Below are 17,894 nucleotides of genomic sequence, written 5' to 3' on the forward strand. Positions count from 1 at the left end.
CACCCCGTTGGGGTGTCACCTGTCGCCAATTTTTTGCGTGCACTGCCTCAGGGTCTCTTAATCCGAGACACGCGCCGCCCCTGTTTGACCCGCCTGCGTTCCCCCGGGCGGTCCTGAGTTCACCCCCCCTTTTGTCGGGGGTGGCGCGTCGACATGACCGACACCGTCGACGCCCCCGTGTCTTTCCGGGGTCTGGCGCCTCGAAACATCGCTGATGCTTTCGAGGCCCAGGCCGCGCTCCGTCCCCAGGCCGTCGCCGTTCGTTGTGACGGACAGCAGCTCACGTACGCGGAGCTGGATGCGCGAGCAAACCGGCTCGCGGGATGGTTGAAGGCACGGGGCGTGGGCCGCGAACGGCCACAGGTGGGTGTATGCCTGCCGCGCTCAGTGGACCTCATCGTCACGCTGGTCGGCATCCTCAAGGCGGGCGGTGCGTACGTCCCGCTGGATCCGGAGTACCCCTCGGAGCGGCTGGCCTTCATGGCCACGGACTCGCGCGTGCGGATCATCGTCACGCATTCCGGGCTGGAGTCGCACCTGCCGTCGGGGGACTGGCACACGCTCCGGCTGGACACGGACGCGGATGCGTTGGCGGGCTTCAGCGACGGGCCCGTCGCGCGCGACGTCGTGGAGGACGACCTGGCCTATGTCGTCTTCACGTCCGGATCCACGGGCCGTCCCAAGGGCGTGTGCGTGCCCCACCGGGGCGTGCTGCGGCTGGTGCTGGATGCGGACTACGTCCACCTGGGCCCGGATGAAGTGCTGTTGCAACTGGCACCGGTGGCCTTCGACGCGTCCACGTTCGAGCTCTGGGGTCCGCTGCTCAACGGCGGCCGTGTGGCGGTGTTCTCGCGTGGAGCCTCCGCGCTGGACGAGCTGGGAGACTTCCTGCGCGAAGAGCGCGTGACGACGGCGTTCCTCACCACCGGCCTGTTCAACACGCTGGTGGACCGGGGCCTGCCGGGCACGGAGACACTGCGTCAGCTCTACACGGGGGGTGAGGTGATGTCGCTGCCCCATGCGCGCCGGGCGCTGGAGGCCCTGCCGCGCACGCGCATCTTCAACTGCTACGGCCCCACGGAGAACACGACGTTCACGAGCTGCCAGCTCCTGTGCGCGCCGCTCGGCTCCGAGCCCGCGCCCATTGGCCATGCCATCTCCGGCACGCGGATGTACGTGCTGGACCCGGAGGGCCGTGAGCTGCCCACGGGCTCCGTGGGTGAGCTGTACACGGGAGGCAGCGGCGTCGCGTGGGGCTATTGGGAGCGTCCGGAGCTCACCGCCGAACGGTTCCTGCCGGATCCCTTCAGCACCGAACCGGGCGCGCGCATGTATCGCTCGGGGGATCTCGCTCGGCGGCTCGAGGACGGCGCCGTGGACTTCGTGGGACGCGTGGACCACCAGGTCAAGGTGCGCGGCTTCCGCATCGAGCCGGGTGAGGTTGAAGCGGCGCTGCGCCTGCAGTCCTCCGTGCAGGAGGCCGTGGTGATGGTGCGCGAAGACGTGCCGGGCGACCGGCGGCTCGTGGCGTACGTGACGGCATCTGAGCCCCTGACGGCGCCGATGCTGCGGGCGCACCTGAAGGACCATCTGCCCGCGCACATGCTGCCTTCGGCCATCGTCGTCCTGGACGCGATGCCTCTCACCACCAACGGCAAGGTGGAGCGCAAGGCACTGCCGGATCCGCGCGACTGCCCTGGAGCCGAGGAGGACTTCGTCGCGCCGGAGACCGCGCTGGAACAGACCGTTGCTCGGGTCTGGGCGGACGTGCTGCGCATGGACGCGGTCGGCGCCACGGCGGACTTCTTCGAACTGGGTGGCCAATCCCTCCTGGCCACGCAGGCCATCGGCCGGCTGTGCGATGTGCTCCAGCGTCCCGTGCCGCTGCGTTTGCTGTTCGCGAACCCCATCCTGCGGGACTTCGCCGCCGCGCTGGAAGAAGCCGCGCCGACGGTCAACCGTGCCGAGCCCCCCATCCCTCCGTGCACGGATGCCGCGCGGGAACAGCTGTCGTTCGCGCAGCAGCGGCTGTGGTTCCTGGACCAGTGGATGCCGGGCTCCGCGCTGTATTCGCTGCCGTTCGCGTTCCGGCTGGACGGGCCGCTGGACACGACCGCGTTGGAGCAGGCGATACAAGCCGTGGTGGACCGGCATGAATCCCTGCGCACCACCTTCCCGGGTGAAGGCGCCGCCCTCCAGCACGTCGCCGCGCACCTGCCCGTGACGCTGGAGCACGCGGAGACCGGTTCGGAGGAAGAGACGCTCGCGTGCATGCAGCGTGAAGCGGAGCGGCCTTTCGACCTGGCTCGAGGACCGCTGTTCCGTGCGCTGCTCATCCGTGAAGCGGAGCGGCGGCACGTGCTGGTGCTCAACCTGCACCACATCGTCTCCGACGGCTGGTCCTTCGGCGTGCTGTATCAGGAGCTGTCCGCGGCGTACCGCGCTCGGGACCTGGAGCCCCTGTCCCTCCAGTATCCCGACTACGCGGCGTGGCAGCGCCAATGGCTCCAGGGCGATGTGCTCCAGCGGGAGCTGGGCTTCTGGGAGCGGCAGCTCGCGGACGTGCCCCATGTGTTGGAGCTGCCCACCGACCGGCCGCGCCCCGCGGTGCAGGGGTTCGCGGGCGACATCCATCGCTTCACGGTACCGGCCCGGCTCCACCGGGAGCTGGAGGCACTGGCCCGCCGTGAGGGAGCCACGTTGTTCATGGCCCTGCTCACCGGGTTCCAGGTGCTGCTGTCGCGCTACAGCGGACAGCGGGACTTCGTGGTGGGCACGCCCATCGCGAACCGCACGCGGAAGGAACTGGAGGGGCTCATCGGCTTCTTCGTCAACACGCTGCCCATCCGCGCCCGCTTCGAGGGTGAGCCTTCGTTCCTCCAGGTCCTCGCACAGGTGCGGGACCGCGCGCTGGGGGCGTATGCGCATCAACAGCTGCCCTTCGAGAAGCTGGTCGAAGCGCTCCAGGTCGAACGCGAAGCGAGCCGGACGCCCCTCATCCAGGTGCTGTTCGCGCTCCAGAACGCGCCCACGTCGCGGCTCGAGTTCCCGGGCGTCACCGTCACCCCGCTGTCGCTGGACACGCGCACGTCGAAGTTCGACCTGTTCCTCGCGTTGGAGGAGTCCGGTGACGGGCTCGTGGGCACGCTCGAGTACGCCACGGCGCTGTTCGATGCGGCCACCATCGAGCGCCTGACGGAGCACTACCTCCAGGTGCTGCGGTGCTTCATCGAAGCGCCGGACCATGCGACCGGGGATGCCGTCTTCATGTCGGAGCCGGAGCAGCGGAGGGCGCTCCAGGACTGGAACGCTTCGGCGCGCCCCTACCCTTCGGAGCTGTCCATCGTGGACGCCTTCGCGCTCCAGGTCGCGCGGCGGCCCGACGCCGTCGCCGTGAGCCACGGGGCCGTGACGCTCACGTACGCGGAGCTGGATGCGCGCGCGGAGCAACTGGCCCGGCGACTGCGGACGCTCGGGGTGGGACGGCGCACGCCGCAGGTGGGCGTGTGCCTGCCGCGCTCCATCGACCTCATCGTGTCGCTCCTGGCCATCCTCAAGGCGGGCGGCGCCTACGTCCCGCTGGATCCGGAGCACCCTTCCGAACGGCTCGCCTTCATGGCCACCGATGCGCGGCTGGTCGCCATCATCACGCACGAGGCGCTGGCGGCCGGACTGCCTCCCGGCTCGTGGACGCCCGTGTGCCTGGACGTTCCCTGGGATGGCGTGACCCATCCGGCGGCCGAGGCCGTGATGCCGGTGGATCTGGCGCACATCATCTACACGTCCGGCTCCACGGGCCGGCCCAAGGGCGTGTGCATCCCGCATCAGGGCGTGGTGCGGCTGGTGCTCAACCCGGACTACGTGCAGCTGGGGCCCGGCGACCGGATGGCGCAGTCCACGACCATCGCGTTCGACCTGTCCACGCTGGAAGTCTGGGGCGCGCTGCTCAACGGGGCCACGCTGGTCCTGTTCACCCGGGACGAGATCATCGACCCGGACGTCCTGGCGCGCAGGCTCCAGGAGGAACGCGTCACGCACATGGTGCTGGCCACGGCGTTGTTCAACCACGTGGCCCGCTCGCGGCCCGAGGCCTTCCACCACCTGTCCTGGATGATCTTCGGCGGCGAGGCGGCGGACGTCGCCAGCGTCAACGCGGTGCTCTCACACGGCGGACCCACGGCGTTGATCAACGGGTATGGCCCCACGGAGAACGCGTCATTCAGCACGTGGCACCGCGTGCCGCATGCGGGCGTCGAATCCGTGCCCATCGGTGGGCCGCTCGCCAACAGCACGGCGTATGTGCTCGACGCCCGGCTCCAGCTGGTTCCTCCCGGTGTCGTGGGCGAGTTGTTCGTGGGCGGCGACGGACTGGCGCTCGGGTACTGGGCGAGGTCCGACCTCACCGCGGAGAAGTTCATCCCCCATCCGTTCAGTGACACGCCCGGCGCGCGGCTCTACCGCACGGGAGACCTGGTCCGTCAGCGGGTGGATGGCGTCCTGGAGTACGTGGGCCGCCGCGACCATCAGGTGAAGCTGCGCGGCTTCCGCATCGAATTGGGCGAAGTGGAAGCGGCGCTGCGGCAGCACCCCGCAACGCGAGAGGCCCTCGTGCTGCTGCGCGAGGACACGCCGGGCGACCGCCGGCTCGTGGCCTACGTCGCGGCCACGGACGTCACGGACGCGGTGTTCCGTGAGTTCCTCCAGGCACGGCTCCCGGGCCACCTGGTGCCTGGCGCGTTCGTGGTGATGGAGTCGTTGCCCCTCACGCCCAACGGGAAGATCGACCGGCGCGCACTGCCTGTCCCCGGAGCTTCAGCGACCGAGGACTTCATCGCGCCTCGGACCCCGCTCGAAGCACGGATCGCCAGCATCTGGGCCGCCGTGTTGGGCGGGCGCGAAGTGGGAGCGAACTCGCACTTCTTCGACCTGGGCGGGCACTCGCTGCTGGCCACACAGGTGGTGTCCCGAGTGCGGGAGGCGCTGGGCGTGCCGCTCTCCGTGCGCGCTCTCTTTGAATCCCCACGTCTGGAGGCGTTCGTCCGAATCGTGGAAGGCCTGCTCGCGCAAGGACACCGGGAGGACTCGCGCATCCCCGTGGCGACTCGCGGCTCCGAACCGCTTCCGTTGTCCTTCGCGCAGGAGCGGCTTTGGTTCCTGAGCCAGCTGCACGATGTGCCCGGCGTCTACAACATGCCCATGGCCCTGCGTCTGGACGGCCCATTGGACGTCGAGGTGCTGCGCGCCAGCCTGGAAGCGCTCGTGCTGCGACACGAGTCCCTTCGCACCACGTTCCCGGAGGGCGACCGCCCCACGCAACACATCGCCGAGGTGCCGGTCCTGACGCTGGAGGTCCAGCGGCTCGACGCGCAGGGACCGGAGGACTCGCGGGTCCAGGCTCGCCTGCGACAGGAGGCGGACCGGACCTTCGACCTCGCGCGAGGCCCCCTGTTCCGGGTGCTCCTGCTCCAGCTCGAAGGCACGTGCTCGGTGCTGGTGCTCAACCTGCATCACATCGTGTCCGATGGCTGGTCGTTGGGCGTGCTCTACCGCGAGCTGTCCGACGAGTACCGCGCACGTCTCCAGGGCCAGCCGTCACGGCGGTCACCGCTGCCCGTGCAGTACGCGGACTACGCGGCATGGCAGCGCCAGTGGCTCCAGGGTGACGTGCTCCAGGGACAGCTCGACTTCTGGAAGCAGCAGCTCGCGGACGCGCCGCACGTCCTGGACCTGCCCACCGACCGGCCACGCCCCGCGGTGCAGCGCTTCGACGGCGCCTCATTCCGTTTCACGCTGCCCTCCACGCTTCGTCAGTCGCTGGAGGCCCTGGCCCGCGAGGAAGGGGCCACGCTGTATATGACGCTGCTGGCGGGCTTCCAGTTGCTGCTGTCGCGCTACAGCGGACAGCGGGACTTCATCGTCGGCACGCCCACCGCCAACCGCACGCGGCAGGAGTTGGAAGGGCTCATCGGCTTCTTCGTCAACACGCTGCCGTTGCGGGCCCATCTGCGCGACGGCGCGTCGTTCCGTGAAGTGCTGGGTCAGGTGCGGGGTCGGGCCCTGGGGGCGTATGCGCATCAGGAGCTGCCGTTCGAAAAGCTCGTCGAGGAGCTGCACGTCGAACGCTCCTTGAGCCACGGGCCGCTGGTGCAGGTGATGTTCGCCCTGCAGAACGCCCCTGGCACGTTGCCCCAGCTCCCGGGCCTCCAGGTCCAGGCGCTGGAGCTGTCGCTTCAGACGTCCAAGTTCGACCTCAGCCTCATGCTGGAGGAGACCGGCGACGGGCTCTCGGGCGTCCTCGAATACGCGAGCGCGCTGTTCGAGCCCCGCACCATCGAGCGGATGGCGGGGCACTTCCACCGCCTGCTCGAGGGGGTGCTGCATCAGCCCGATGCGGCCATCCATGCCCTGCCCTGGCTATCCGCGGCGGAGCGCCAGCAGCTCCTTGTCACCTGGAACGACACCGCGCGGCCCTACCCGCGCGACGCCTCACTCGTGCGTGCATTCCACGCGCAGGTGGCCGCGCGCCCGGATGCCATCGCCGTGCGTCACGGTTCGGATGCGCTCACCTACGCGGAGCTGGACGCTCGCGCCAATCCGCTCGCGTGGGCGCTCAAGGCCCAGGGCGTCGGACGGGATGCGCCGCGTGTCGGCGTGTGCCTGCCGCGCTCCATCGACCTCGTCGTGTCGCTGGTCGCCATCCTCAAGGCAGGGGGCGCCTACGTGCCGCTGGACCCGGACTACCCGGCGGACCGCCTGGCTTTCATGGCCAGCGATGCAAGGCTCGTCGCGGTCGTCACCGAATCGGCGCTCGCGGATCAGGTCCCCGAAGGGCCGTGGACGGTCCTGCGGCTGGATGCGCTCCCTGCGGGGCTGGAACGCCATGCGCCTCCGGATGCGTGCACGGGGGATGACCTGGCGCACATCATCTACACGTCCGGATCCACGGGCAGGCCCAAGGGCGTGTGCATTCCGCACCGGGGCGTTGCCCGCCTGGTCCTCGATCCGGACTTCATCCAACTGCGTCCCGAGGATCGCGTGGCCCAGACGTCCACGGTCGCCTTCGATGCCTCGACGTTCGAGCTGTGGGGCACCCTGCTCAATGGCGCGACGCTGGTCCTCCTGTCGAAGGAAGAGGTCATCGAGCCCACGGTGCTCGCGCGGCGGGTCCGCGACAAAGGCATCACGGTCCTGTTCCTGACCACGGCGCTCCTCCACCACGTCGCGCGCACCGACCCGTCGCTGCTGAAGGGCCTGCGGTGGCTCCTCTTCGGTGGCGAGGCCGCGGACCCGGCCTGCATCCGCGCCATCCTCTCCCACAGCGCGCCGGAGCACATCGTTCACGCCTACGGCCCCACGGAGAACTCCGCATACAGCACGTGGTTCTCTCCGACACACGTCGAGCCCGATGCAGTGACGGTGCCCATCGGGCGCCCAGTCTCCAACAGCACGGCCTACGTACTGGACGCGCACCTGCACCCGGTGGCACCGGGCATCGTCGGCGAGCTGTTCGTCGGTGGTGACGGCCTCGCGTGGGGCTACTGGGAGCGACCCGAACTCACCGCCACCGCCTTCATCCCCCACCCCTTCGCCTCCACGCCGGGTGCCCGGCTCTACCGCACCGGCGACCTCGTCCGTCAACGCCACGACGGTGCCTTCGACTTCGTGGGACGCCGCGACCACCAGGTCAAGGTGCGCGGCTTCCGCATCGAACCCGGTGAAATCGAAGCCGTCCTGCGCCAGCACCCTGCCGTGCGCGAAGCGCTGGTGCTCGTGCGCGAGGACTCACCCGGTGACAAGCGGCTGGTCTCCTACGTCACCTTCCGCGACGCGGTGACGGCCAGCGACCTGCGCGCGCATGTCCAGGCTTCGCTTCCCAGTCACATGGTCCCCGCCGCGTTCGTGCTGCTGGACGCGCTGCCCATGACGCCCAATGGGAAGGTGGACCGCCGCGCGCTGCCAGTGCCAGACAGCGAGGCTCCGACGACGGCAGTCACACGGGCCCTGACGGCCCTGGAACAGACGTTGAGCGCCATCTGGTGCGCGGTGCTCCAGCGCGCTCACGTCCCCGTCGATGCGAACTTCTTCGACCTGGGTGGACACTCGCTGCTGGCCACGCGGATCGTCTCCCGGACCTCACAGGCGCTGGGCATTCCTGTCCCCGTGCGGACCCTCTTCGAGTTCCCGACCATCGAAGGCATGGCGCGCGCGTTGGAAGGCCGCACGCAGGACCCGTCCCTGTCCGGCCCCGCGCTCCGGACCTGGCACCGCGAGGGACCACCGCCCCTGTCGTTCGCGCAGGAGCGGCTCTGGTTCCTCAACCAGTTCCACTCGGACCGGGCTGCGTACAACATGCCCATGGTGCTGCGGCTGGAAGGCACGCTGAACGTGGACGCGATGGAGCATGCGCTCCAGGCACTGGTGGACCGGCACGAATCCCTGCGCACGGTGTTCCCGGGTGAGGGGGTCCCCGTGCAGCGAATCCTGCCCCGGATGCCCACGTCCCTTCGCCGGGTCGAAGCCTCTTCCAGCGCCGAGGCGGAAGCCCTGCTGCGAGAGGACGCGGAGACACCCTTCGACCTCGCGGAGGGCCCGCTGTTCCGCGCCCTCCTGGTACGCGAGGACGCTGAACACCATGTGCTGCTGCTCAACCTGCATCACATCGTGTCCGATGGTTGGTCGATGGGTGTTCTCTACCGCGAGCTGTCCTCCGGATATCAGGCGCATCACTCGGCACTGGCGGCCCTGCCCGTGCAGTACGCGGACTACGCGGCGTGGCAGCGGCAGTGGCTCCAGGGTGACGTGCTCCAGCGGCAGCTCGACTTCTGGAAGCAGCAGTTGGCGGACGCGCCGCACGTCCTGGAGCTGCCCACCGACCATCCCCGTCCCGCGGTGCAGCAGTTCGCGGGCTCCACCCACGAGTTCACCCTCCCGCGCACCGTGCTCGACGCACTGACGGGCCTGGGCCGCCAGGAGGGGGGCACGCTGTTCATGACGTTGATGGCGGGCTTCCAGTTGCTGCTGTCGCGCTACAGCGGGCAGCGGGACTTCATCGTCGGCACGCCCATCGCCAACCGAACCCGCGAGGAGGTGGAAGGCCTCATCGGCTTCTTCGTCAACACGCTGCCGCTGCGGGCCCACCTGCGCGACGGTGCTTCCTTCCGCGAAGTGGTGCGGCAGGTGCGGGACCGGGCGCTGGGTGCGTACGCGCATCAGGAGCTGCCGTTCGAAAAGCTCGTGGAGGAGCTGCACGTCGAACGCGCCCTGAGCCACGGGCCGCTGGTGCAGGTGATGTTCACCTTGCAGAACGCGCCCGGGACGCCGCCCCAGCTCCCGGGCCTCCAGGTCCAGGCGCTGGAGTTCCAGACCCCGACCTCCAAGTTCGACCTCACCCTGGCCCTGACCGAAACTCAGGAAGGAATCAGCGGCACGCTCGAGTACGCGACCTCGCTGTTCGAGCCCCGCACCCTCGAACGGATGGCGGACCACTTCCGTCGCATCCTCGAAGGCGCGCTGCACCAACCCGATGCCGCCATCCATGACCTGCCCTGGCTGTCCGAAGCAGAGCGCCAGCAGGTCCTCACGGAATGGAACGAGACGAGCCGGCCCTATCCGAGGGACAGCTCCCTGGTGCAGGCGTTCGAAGCCCAGGTGGCCACCCGCCCGCACGCCATCGCCGTGCGCCATGGCGCCCAGTCGCTCACCTACGCGGAGCTGGACACCCGCGCCAATCAGCTCGCGTGGACACTCAAGGAGCAAGGCATCGGACCGGATGCGCCCCGCGTGGGCGTGTGCCTGTCACGCTCCATCGACCTCATCGTGGCGCTGGTCGCCGTGCTCAAGGCGGGTGGCGCCTACGTGCCGTTGGATCCGGACTACCCGGTGGATCGACTGGCCCTCATGATCTCCGATGCGAAGGTGCATCGGATCATCACGGGCACGGCATCCTCGATCCGGTTCACGTCAGACAGCGTGGGACCCATCCGCATCGATGCGTTGGAGGCCCCCGCGCGGTCCGGCTCGCCCTACGACGCGACGCGCTTCCATCCCCTGGAGCCTGCGTACGTCATCTACACATCCGGTTCCACGGGCCGGCCCAAGGGCGTCTGCGTTCCGCATCAGGCCGTGATGCGGCTGGTGATGGATCCGGACTACATCCCCTTCGGTCCAGACGACCGCGTGGCCCAGGCCGCGACGGTGTCCTTCGACGCCTCGACCTTCGAGGTGTGGGGTGCGCTGCTCAACGGCGCGACGCTCGTCCTGTTCTCGAAGGAAGACATCATCGATCCCGCGACGCTGGCCCGGGGTCTGCGGGACGAGCGCATCACCGCCCTGTTCCTCACCACGGCCCTCTTCAACCACGTTGCCCGGATGGAGCCCACGGCCTTCAACGGCCTGTCCACGCTCCTCTTCGGTGGCGAGGCTTCGGACCCGGCTTGCGTGAACCGGCTGCGCGAACACGGTGGGCCTCGCAGGCTGGTGCACGTCTACGGCCCCACGGAGAACACCACGTTCAGCACGTGGCATCTCGTCATGGAGTCCGTCACAGGCACGGTGCCCATTGGCAAGCCCCTCTCCAACAGCACGGCCTACGTGCTGGACGCGCACCTGCACCCGGTGGCGCCGGGCATCATCGGTGAGCTGTTCGTCGGCGGTGACGGCCTCGCCTGGGGCTACTGGGAGCGGCCCGACCTCACGGCCACTGCCTTCGTGCCCCACCCCTTCGCCTCGACTCCAGGAGCCCGGCTCTACCGCACTGGCGACCTCGTCCGTCAGCGCCACGACGGTGCGCTCGACTTCTTGGGACGCCGTGACCACCAGGTCAAGGTGCGCGGCTTCCGCATCGAACCCGGTGAGATCGAAGCCGTCCTGCGCCAGCACCCGGCCGTGCGCGAAGTGTTGGTGCTCGTGCGCGAGGATTCGCCCGGCGACAAGCGCCTGGTCGCCTACGTCACCTTCCGCGACGCGGTGACGGCCAGCGACCTGCGCGCCCACGTCCAGGGCTCGCTCCCCAGCCACATGGTCCCTTCCGCGTTCGTGCTGATGGACGCACTGCCGCTCAACGCGAACGGCAAGGTGGACCGCCGCGCCCTGCCCCGTCCTTCCGACACCACGGACACGGAGAAGGCCAGCGTGATGCCTCGCACGCCGCTGGAACAACAGATCGCGGACATCTGGGCGGACGTCCTGGGTCGCACGGTCATCAGCGTCACCGCGAGCTTCTTCGACCTGGGCGGCCACTCGCTGCTCGCGGCGCAGCTCGTGTCCAAGCTGTCGGAACACTTCCCGTTCAAGGTCCCGCTCCAGGTCCTCTTCCAGAGTCCGACGGTCGCGGCGTTGGCCCAGTGGATCCAGGCGAAGCTCACGCCGGATGCACCGGTGGCCGAAGCAGGCCCCACGCTCCCGGAAGGCATCGTGCGGCTCCAGCAGGGACGCTCGGACCTTCCGCCCTTGTGGTGCATGCATCCGGTAGGAGGCACGGTGTTCTGCTACCAGGACCTCGTGCGGGCGCTCGGCCCCGACCGCACCGTCTACGGCTTCCAGGCCCCCGGCGTGAATGGCGAGTGCCCGCCCCTCACGAGCATCGAGGCGCTCGCGTCACATCACCTGAACTTGATGCTCCAGTGGCAGCCCCAGGGCCCCTACTACCTCGTGGGCCTCTCCATGGGCGGCACCATCGTCTACGAGATGGCCCAGCGCATGCTGAAGCTGGGCGTTCCTCCGGCGCTGCTCGTCTTCCTCGACACGCCCGGCCCGGGTCAGATGCCGACGCAGTTCGAGGACGACGCCGCGCTGCTCGCGGCCATGTTCGGCGATGACACACCGACGCTCGCTCAGCGCCTGCGCGCGATGCCCCCGCACGAACAGATGAAGGAGGTGCTGCGTCAGGCCCGCGAAGGCGCGACCGTGCCGGACTCGTATTCGCTGCGCGACCTGGAGATCTTCCTGGACGTGTGGAAGGCCCACATGCGCGCCCTCTTCAGCTACGCGCCCGTGCCGTACGAGGGCGCGGCCACGTATCTGAAGGCCCAGGTCCACGTGCCGCCCCATCCGCTGCACCCGGAACAGCCGTGGCAGGTGCTCGTGCGGCACGGGCTGGAGGTGCTGCCCGTGCCCGGCAATCACCAGACGATGATCGAGCCGCCGCACGTCGAGACCCTGGCGCGGCATCTGACCGCGTGCCTGCGACGCATCGAGGACGCCGTGGTCCGGAGCTCGGTCGCGTAGCGGCGCGGGTAGCAAAGGCACACTGGGGGCACATGACGGCCCAGCCTTCCGCTATCTCGTGGTGATGTCGTCCACACGAACCGACGAAGGACGGCGGCTCCGGCGTCCCAGCTCCACCAGGACCTGCCCCGCTTCCGTCACGGTCTTCTCCAGCTCCGCCGCGGCTTCCTCGAAGCCGGGCGGGGGCTCATCCACGCCCCGTCCAGATGGGGCGCGGCGAGCTGTTACCCATGGGCTTCCCTGGTGGTCTCCGCATTCCCTGTAGTTGAGTCAGTCCATGCGAAAACTCCTCCTCCTCTGCTTGCCGCTGTTTGCCTGTGTGACGACGAAGTCCGTCCCGGTCCCGGCTTCTGCCGACTCCAGCGCGTTGCATCAGGTGAAGCGGGTGAAGGTGGCCGAGGGGGTCGAGCTCGAGCTGCTCGACTTCGGAGGCCAGGGACCCGCGCTCGTCTTCCTGTCGGGCCTGGGCAACACGGGCCACGTGTTCGACACCTTCGCGCCGGAGTTCACCGCGGCCCATCACGTCTACGCCGTCACCCGCCGGGGGTTTGGCTCGTCGAGCTGGCCCGAGCAGGGCTACGACACCGCCACCCTGGGCGAGGACGTCGTCCGGGTGCTGGAGGGGCTGGGAATCGCGAAGGCGTCATTCGTGGGCCACTCCGCCGCCGGGCCAGAGCTCACCTGGGTGGCAACCCATCACCCGGAGCGCGTGGAGAAGGTGGTCTACCTGGACGTGAGGACCAACGGTGACCTGCTGGCGGAGCTCCTTTCGGTCCTGCCCATGCCTCCTCCGAGCGAGCCCGCTCCCGAGGACGTGGCCTCACGCGCCGCGCTCGCCGCCGCGCTCGCGCGTGACGTCGGAGGAGCGTTCCCCGCGCACGAGATCGACGAGGCGAACGAGTTCGATCCGAAGACCGGGCACTACCTGCGCGCCCGCAGGTGGCCGCACGCGGAGGAGCGGGTGATGAAGGGTTTCTCGCAGGTGGACTTCGCGGCCGTGACGGCGGCCGTGCTCTTCCTCTACGTGGATCAGCCTCGGTCCGGGCGGGCGGAGGACCTCCCAGGCTTCTCCCAAATGGACCGTCCCGTGCAGGAGAAGTTGAGGACCCTGGGCACCAGGGCGCTCCAGCGAGACGCCGAAATGTTGAGCGTGATGAGCATGCCGAACTGGAAGGGCATCAAGCTCGAGCACGCGCGGCACTACGTCTGGCTCACCAACCATGACGAGGTGCTGCGCGAGATGAAGACCTTCCTCAAGACATTTTGAAAGGGCGGCGAAGGCGCGCTGGATGAGCGCATCTCCTGTTTCCACACTTCTGCATTCCCTCGACGCGGAAGATGCCCGGGTGATCCAGGAAGGAGGCAAGGCGCACCTGCTCTTCCAGCTTCGCTCGCGCCCGCTTCACGCGCGTCATTCACTGCTCGCTCGAAACACCAATCGTCTTGAGCAGCACCCGGCCCTTGATCTGCCCGTCTTCCGTGCGACGCCGCGCGACCACGAGGCTGATTCCGTGATGCATCTCCCCCAGTCCTCGGCTCACCCGCGGTAATCGCGACGGTGACGGGCCGTTCCCGCCTGACGCGGCCCGCAGGTGATGACTCGGCATGCGCCGCGGCTCCCCACGCGAGTACAAGCGCAAGGGCCCATCTGAAAGGTTGGAGCAAGGACGCGTGACATCCTAGATGGGCCCGCTAGCACCGCAGGCGCACGTGCAGGGGGACTCTCCCTCCTCCGGAGTCCATGTCCGATATCGAAGGGCGCCCGCCCGGTGGCGTGGAGGGTGAGCGGCCGTCCAGGGGGTGATGCGGGTCGGCACCGGAAGGACTGGGGGCGCCTGGGCGTACTAGCGCCTCCATGACCAACACCATTCGACGCGCCTTCGCGGCGCTGCTGACGCTGACGTGTCTCGGAGCGCTGACCGCCCAGGCCGCCACGGGTGTGCAGGGCCCCGTGCCCCCGGCCTTCCAGAATCGCTTGATGGTGGGCCTCTTCGAGGAGGCCGGCCAGAACTGGATGCGCGACAGCAACGTGCCGTGGGACGCGCGCTACCGCTACTTCACCAAGGGCTGGGCGGACAACTGGGGCTACGGAGCCCATGACGGCAGCTGGGCGGCCAGCTTCTTCACGGAGACGAAGGCGCAGGGCTACGTCCCCGTCGTCACCTACTACCAGCTCTTCGGTGAGCCGGGCGGTGGCGAGCAGGAGACGCTCGCGAAGCTGAAGAACGCCTCCACCATGCGCAGCTACTTCGAGGACGTGAAGCTGCTCCTCCAGCGCGCGAAGACCTTTGGCGGCCCGGTCATCCTCCACGTGGAGCCGGACGTGGTCGGCTTCCTCCAGTTCCAGACGGCCTCCAACCCCAACGCCCCCGCGGCCATCGCCTCCTCGGGGATGCCGGAGCTCGCGGGCCTGCCCAACACCGTCGCCGGATGGAGCCTGGCGTTCCTCCAGCTGCGCAAGGCCGTGGGCGCGAACAACGTCGTGCTGGGCCTGCACATCTCCGCGTGGGCCAGCGGCAAGGACATCGCGTTCAACTCGCTCACGGATCCGCTCCAGCCGGAGGTGGACAAGGTCGTCAACTTCCTCAAGCCGCTGGGCCTGGGCACCAACGTCACCGGCGCCACCTACGACGTGCTCGTGGGCGACCCGCTGGACCGCGACGCGGACTTCTACCGGCTCACGCAGGGCGCGGATCACACGTGGGACATGAGCGATGCGGCGTCGCTCACGTCGCGCTCGTACAACCGCTACGCGGAGTGGCTGCGCCTCTGGAACCAGACCTCCGGCAAGCGCTGGATGCTGTGGCAGATCCCGCTGGGCAACTCCAACCACCTCAACATCAACAACAGCGGCGGGGCGCGCCAGGGCTACAAGGACAACCGCACCGAGTACTTCTTCGGCGCGAGCGGTGACGCGCACCGGCGCAAGTTCGCCAACGTGGGCGTCGTCGCCCTGATGTACGGCGCGGGCGCGGGCGGTCAGAGCTCCTACCAGAACGACCAGGGCACCGACGGCCAGCCGTACCTGAAGCAGCGCGCGAGCACGTTCCTCAACGCGGGCGGACTGATCCTGCCCGCGGCCGGCACCACGCTTCCGCCCCCGGGCGGCGGCGGATCCACCGACGGAGGCACCGTGGACGCCGGCACCCCGCCGGTCGACGCGGGCACCCCCGACGGCGGCACGCGTCCGGATGGTGGCACCGACGGCGGCACCGGTTCCTCCGACGCGGGCACCCCGGCCGACCCGTCGAAGTACGGCTTCGAGTCCAACGCGCAGGGATGGAGCGCCAGCGGCGCCGCGCTGTCCGCCGTGAGCACCACCACGGCCAAGGCCTATGCGGGCACCCGTTCGCTGGCCGTGCCCTTCAACGGAACGTCCGGCAAGGGCACCGTGGCCGTGGCCAACGCGGCCGTGCCGTCCGGCAAGACGGTGACGTTCCAGCTGTGGCTGCCCACCGGCAGCAAGATCACCGGCGTCCAGCCCTACACCCTGGAAGGCGCCTCCGCGAACTGGCGCTGGACGGGCAACTGGATCGCCGTCGGCAGCCTCAAGGCCGGCGCGTGGAACGCCATCACCGTGAAGCTGCCCTCCGGCTCCACCACCCCGCTGTACCAACTGGGCGTGGAGTTCCAGACGACGGGCACGTGGAAGGGCACGGTCTACCTCGACGCCGTCAGCTGGTAGTCCAACGAGTTTCCGGGCCCGCGGGCGCGTGCAACCGCTCGCGGGACCGACATAGGGTAGCGCCCCCCGTGAGCACCCTGCCCTCCGCCGCCCCCGTCTCCCGCGAGCGCGTGCGCGCCATCGACTGGCTGCGCGGCCTCTCCGTCCTCGTGATGATCCAGACCCATGCGCTCGTGCTGCTCACCCCCGAGCTGCGCAAGAGCGTGTGGACCGGACGGCTGCTCAAGGTGGACGGGCTGGTGGCCCCCGCGTTCATCTTCTCCGCCGGGTTCGCCCTGGCGCTGCTCATGGTGCGCAGCGCCGCCTCGGGCGTGCTGAGCGAGCGCGTGCGCCGCAACCTGCGCCGCATCACGGAGGTGTTCGCCGTCGCCGCGCTCGTCAACTGGGTGTGGTTCCCCATCCGCTCCGAGCCCGTGTGGCTGCTTCGCCTGGACATCCTCCACTGCGTGGGACTGTGCCTGCTGCTCACCCTGCCCATGGCCGCGCTGCTCGCCCCGCGCCCGCGCGTGCTCGCGGGCACCGCGTTCGTCCTGGCGATGGTGGCGTTCGCGCTGGCGCCCTTCAGCGACTCCGCGGGCGAGCCCTGGGCGTCGTTCCTGCGCAAGTCCAACTGGGCCCCCTTCCCGCTGGTGCCGTGGGTGGGCTTCGCGTGGCTGGGCGCCTTCGCGGGCTGCATCGCGGGGGCGTGGGGCCGCAAGGGCCTGGCGCGGGCCCTGGGCTTCCTCATCGCGCTGGGCCTTCTGGGCACGCTGATGCCGCGCGTGCTCAACGACCTCTATCCGCCGCACCGCTTCTTCGTCACCAACCCGTCCAACTCCGCCACCCGCTTCATGTGGGTCTGCGCGGTGCTGCTCGTGTTGCTGTGGGTGGAGGGACGGATGGCGCCGGACGCGAAGCCTTCGCGCGCCCGCCGCTTCCTGGAGGTCTTCGGCACCGCGTCGCTGTCCGCGTACTTCTTCCACGAGATGCTGCTGTACTACCGCGTCTTCGGCGTCTTCTCGTTCCAGAAGCTGTGGGGCGACTCCAGCGGGTGGCTGAAGTTCTCCGGCCTGCTCGCGCTGCTCATCGCGTGCACGTACGTGTTGTGCGTCGCGTGGGATCCGGTGGAGCGCGCGGTGAAGAAGGCCTTCGCGCGCGCCGGACAGTGGCTGCTCAGTGCGCCGCGCTGGCCGCGGCCTGTTCGAAGGCGCGGATGATCTCCGGCGGGGCCTGGACCAGCTCGATGAGGACACCCTCTCCGCTCAGCGGGAACTGATCGCTGGCCTTCGGGTGGATGAAGCACACGTCGAAGCCCGCCGCGCCCTTGCGGATGCCGCCGGGCGTGAAGCGCATGCCCTGCCCTTCCAGCCACTTGACGGCCACCGCCAGGTCGTCCACCCACAGACCCACGTGGTTGAGCGCCGGGTCGTGCACCTTGGGACGGCCGTCGGGATTGACGGGCTGCATCAAGTCCACCTCCACCTTGAAGGGGCCCGCGCCCGCCACGACGATGTCCTCGTCCACGTTCTCCTTCTCGCTGCGGTAGGTGCCGTGGGCCGTCAGGCCCAGCGTGTCCACCCACAGCTTGCGCAGGGCGCCCTTGTCCAGCCCCCCGATGGCGATCTGCTGGATGCCCAGAATCCGGAACGGTCGTGTCGTCTCCATGGCCGGGGACCGTCGCAAAAGGGGTCCCCCCACGCAAGCGCGGCCCACGCCTGGGTCCGGGAAAAATTCACCGGATAAACCCATTCCGGAGGTCGGCCGTTTCCAGGGGCACGCTGACTTCCTCCCGTCGTCCCGGAGCCGCCCATGTCCCCTTTCTTCTCGAAGCGCCGCGTGTCCTTCGTCAGTGGTGCCCTCCTCTGCGCCAGCCTCGTGAGCGCGTGCTCCTCCATGGAGCCGGCGCAGGGCGTGTCGGCGCGCAACGAGCTCAAGCCGCAGGCCACGGCGACCACCCGGAGCGCCCCCAAGGACGAGTCCACGGCCCTTGTCGCGCCCCCGTCCC

The 17,894-nt window shown here is 69.3% G+C and carries 6 protein-coding genes and 1 pseudogene; 5 read left to right on the forward strand and 2 right to left on the reverse strand.

The window, feature by feature from the left end; translation table 11 throughout:
• The first annotated feature begins 153 nt into the window (after positions 1–153).
• Complete coding sequence (locus tag D7X99_RS16995) at positions 154–12,225, forward strand: non-ribosomal peptide synthetase (RefSeq protein WP_121778712.1); 12,072 nt, start codon at positions 154–156, stop codon at positions 12,223–12,225.
• A 51-nt stretch (positions 12,226–12,276) separates the two neighbouring features.
• Here the strand turns inward: D7X99_RS16995 and D7X99_RS42840 are convergent, their stop codons facing one another.
• Positions 12,277–12,420, reverse strand: coding sequence for a hypothetical protein (locus tag D7X99_RS42840; RefSeq protein ID WP_158620732.1), 144 nt, complete (start codon positions 12,418–12,420; stop codon positions 12,277–12,279).
• Between the two features lie 82 nt (positions 12,421–12,502).
• Here D7X99_RS42840 and D7X99_RS17000 point away from each other — a divergent pair, with 82 nt between their 5' ends.
• The 3 genes from D7X99_RS17000 to D7X99_RS17010 all read left to right on the forward strand — a co-directional run bounded on the left by D7X99_RS17000 (position 12,503) and on the right by D7X99_RS17010 (position 17,106).
• Positions 12,503–13,492 (forward strand): alpha/beta fold hydrolase, encoded by a 990-nt coding sequence (locus tag D7X99_RS17000; protein ID WP_211483760.1) that lies wholly within the window; start codon positions 12,503–12,505, stop codon positions 13,490–13,492.
• Positions 13,493–14,080: 588 nt separating this feature from the next.
• Positions 14,081–15,910 (forward strand): hypothetical protein, encoded by a 1,830-nt coding sequence (locus D7X99_RS17005; RefSeq protein WP_121778714.1) that lies wholly within the window; start codon positions 14,081–14,083, stop codon positions 15,908–15,910.
• A gap of 68 nt (positions 15,911–15,978) precedes the next feature.
• Entirely contained in the window at positions 15,979–17,106 is a 1,128-nt protein-coding gene (locus tag D7X99_RS17010; RefSeq protein ID WP_121778715.1) for a heparan-alpha-glucosaminide N-acetyltransferase domain-containing protein, read from the forward strand.
• On the opposite strand, the gene D7X99_RS17015 is transcribed toward D7X99_RS17010, so the two are convergent.
• Entirely contained in the window at positions 17,063–17,554 is a 492-nt protein-coding gene (locus D7X99_RS17015; RefSeq protein WP_014397268.1) for a VOC family protein, read from the reverse strand. The genes D7X99_RS17010 and D7X99_RS17015 overlap by 44 nt on opposite strands.
• Before the next feature lie 144 nt (positions 17,555–17,698).
• Here D7X99_RS17015 and D7X99_RS17020 point away from each other — a divergent pair.
• A pseudogene (locus D7X99_RS17020) lies at positions 17,699–17,894 on the forward strand (VWA domain-containing protein); the annotation flags it as partial.

The organism is Corallococcus sp. AB032C (genome assembly GCF_003668935.1).
GTDB classification, from domain to species: domain Bacteria; phylum Myxococcota; class Myxococcia; order Myxococcales; family Myxococcaceae; genus Corallococcus; species Corallococcus exiguus.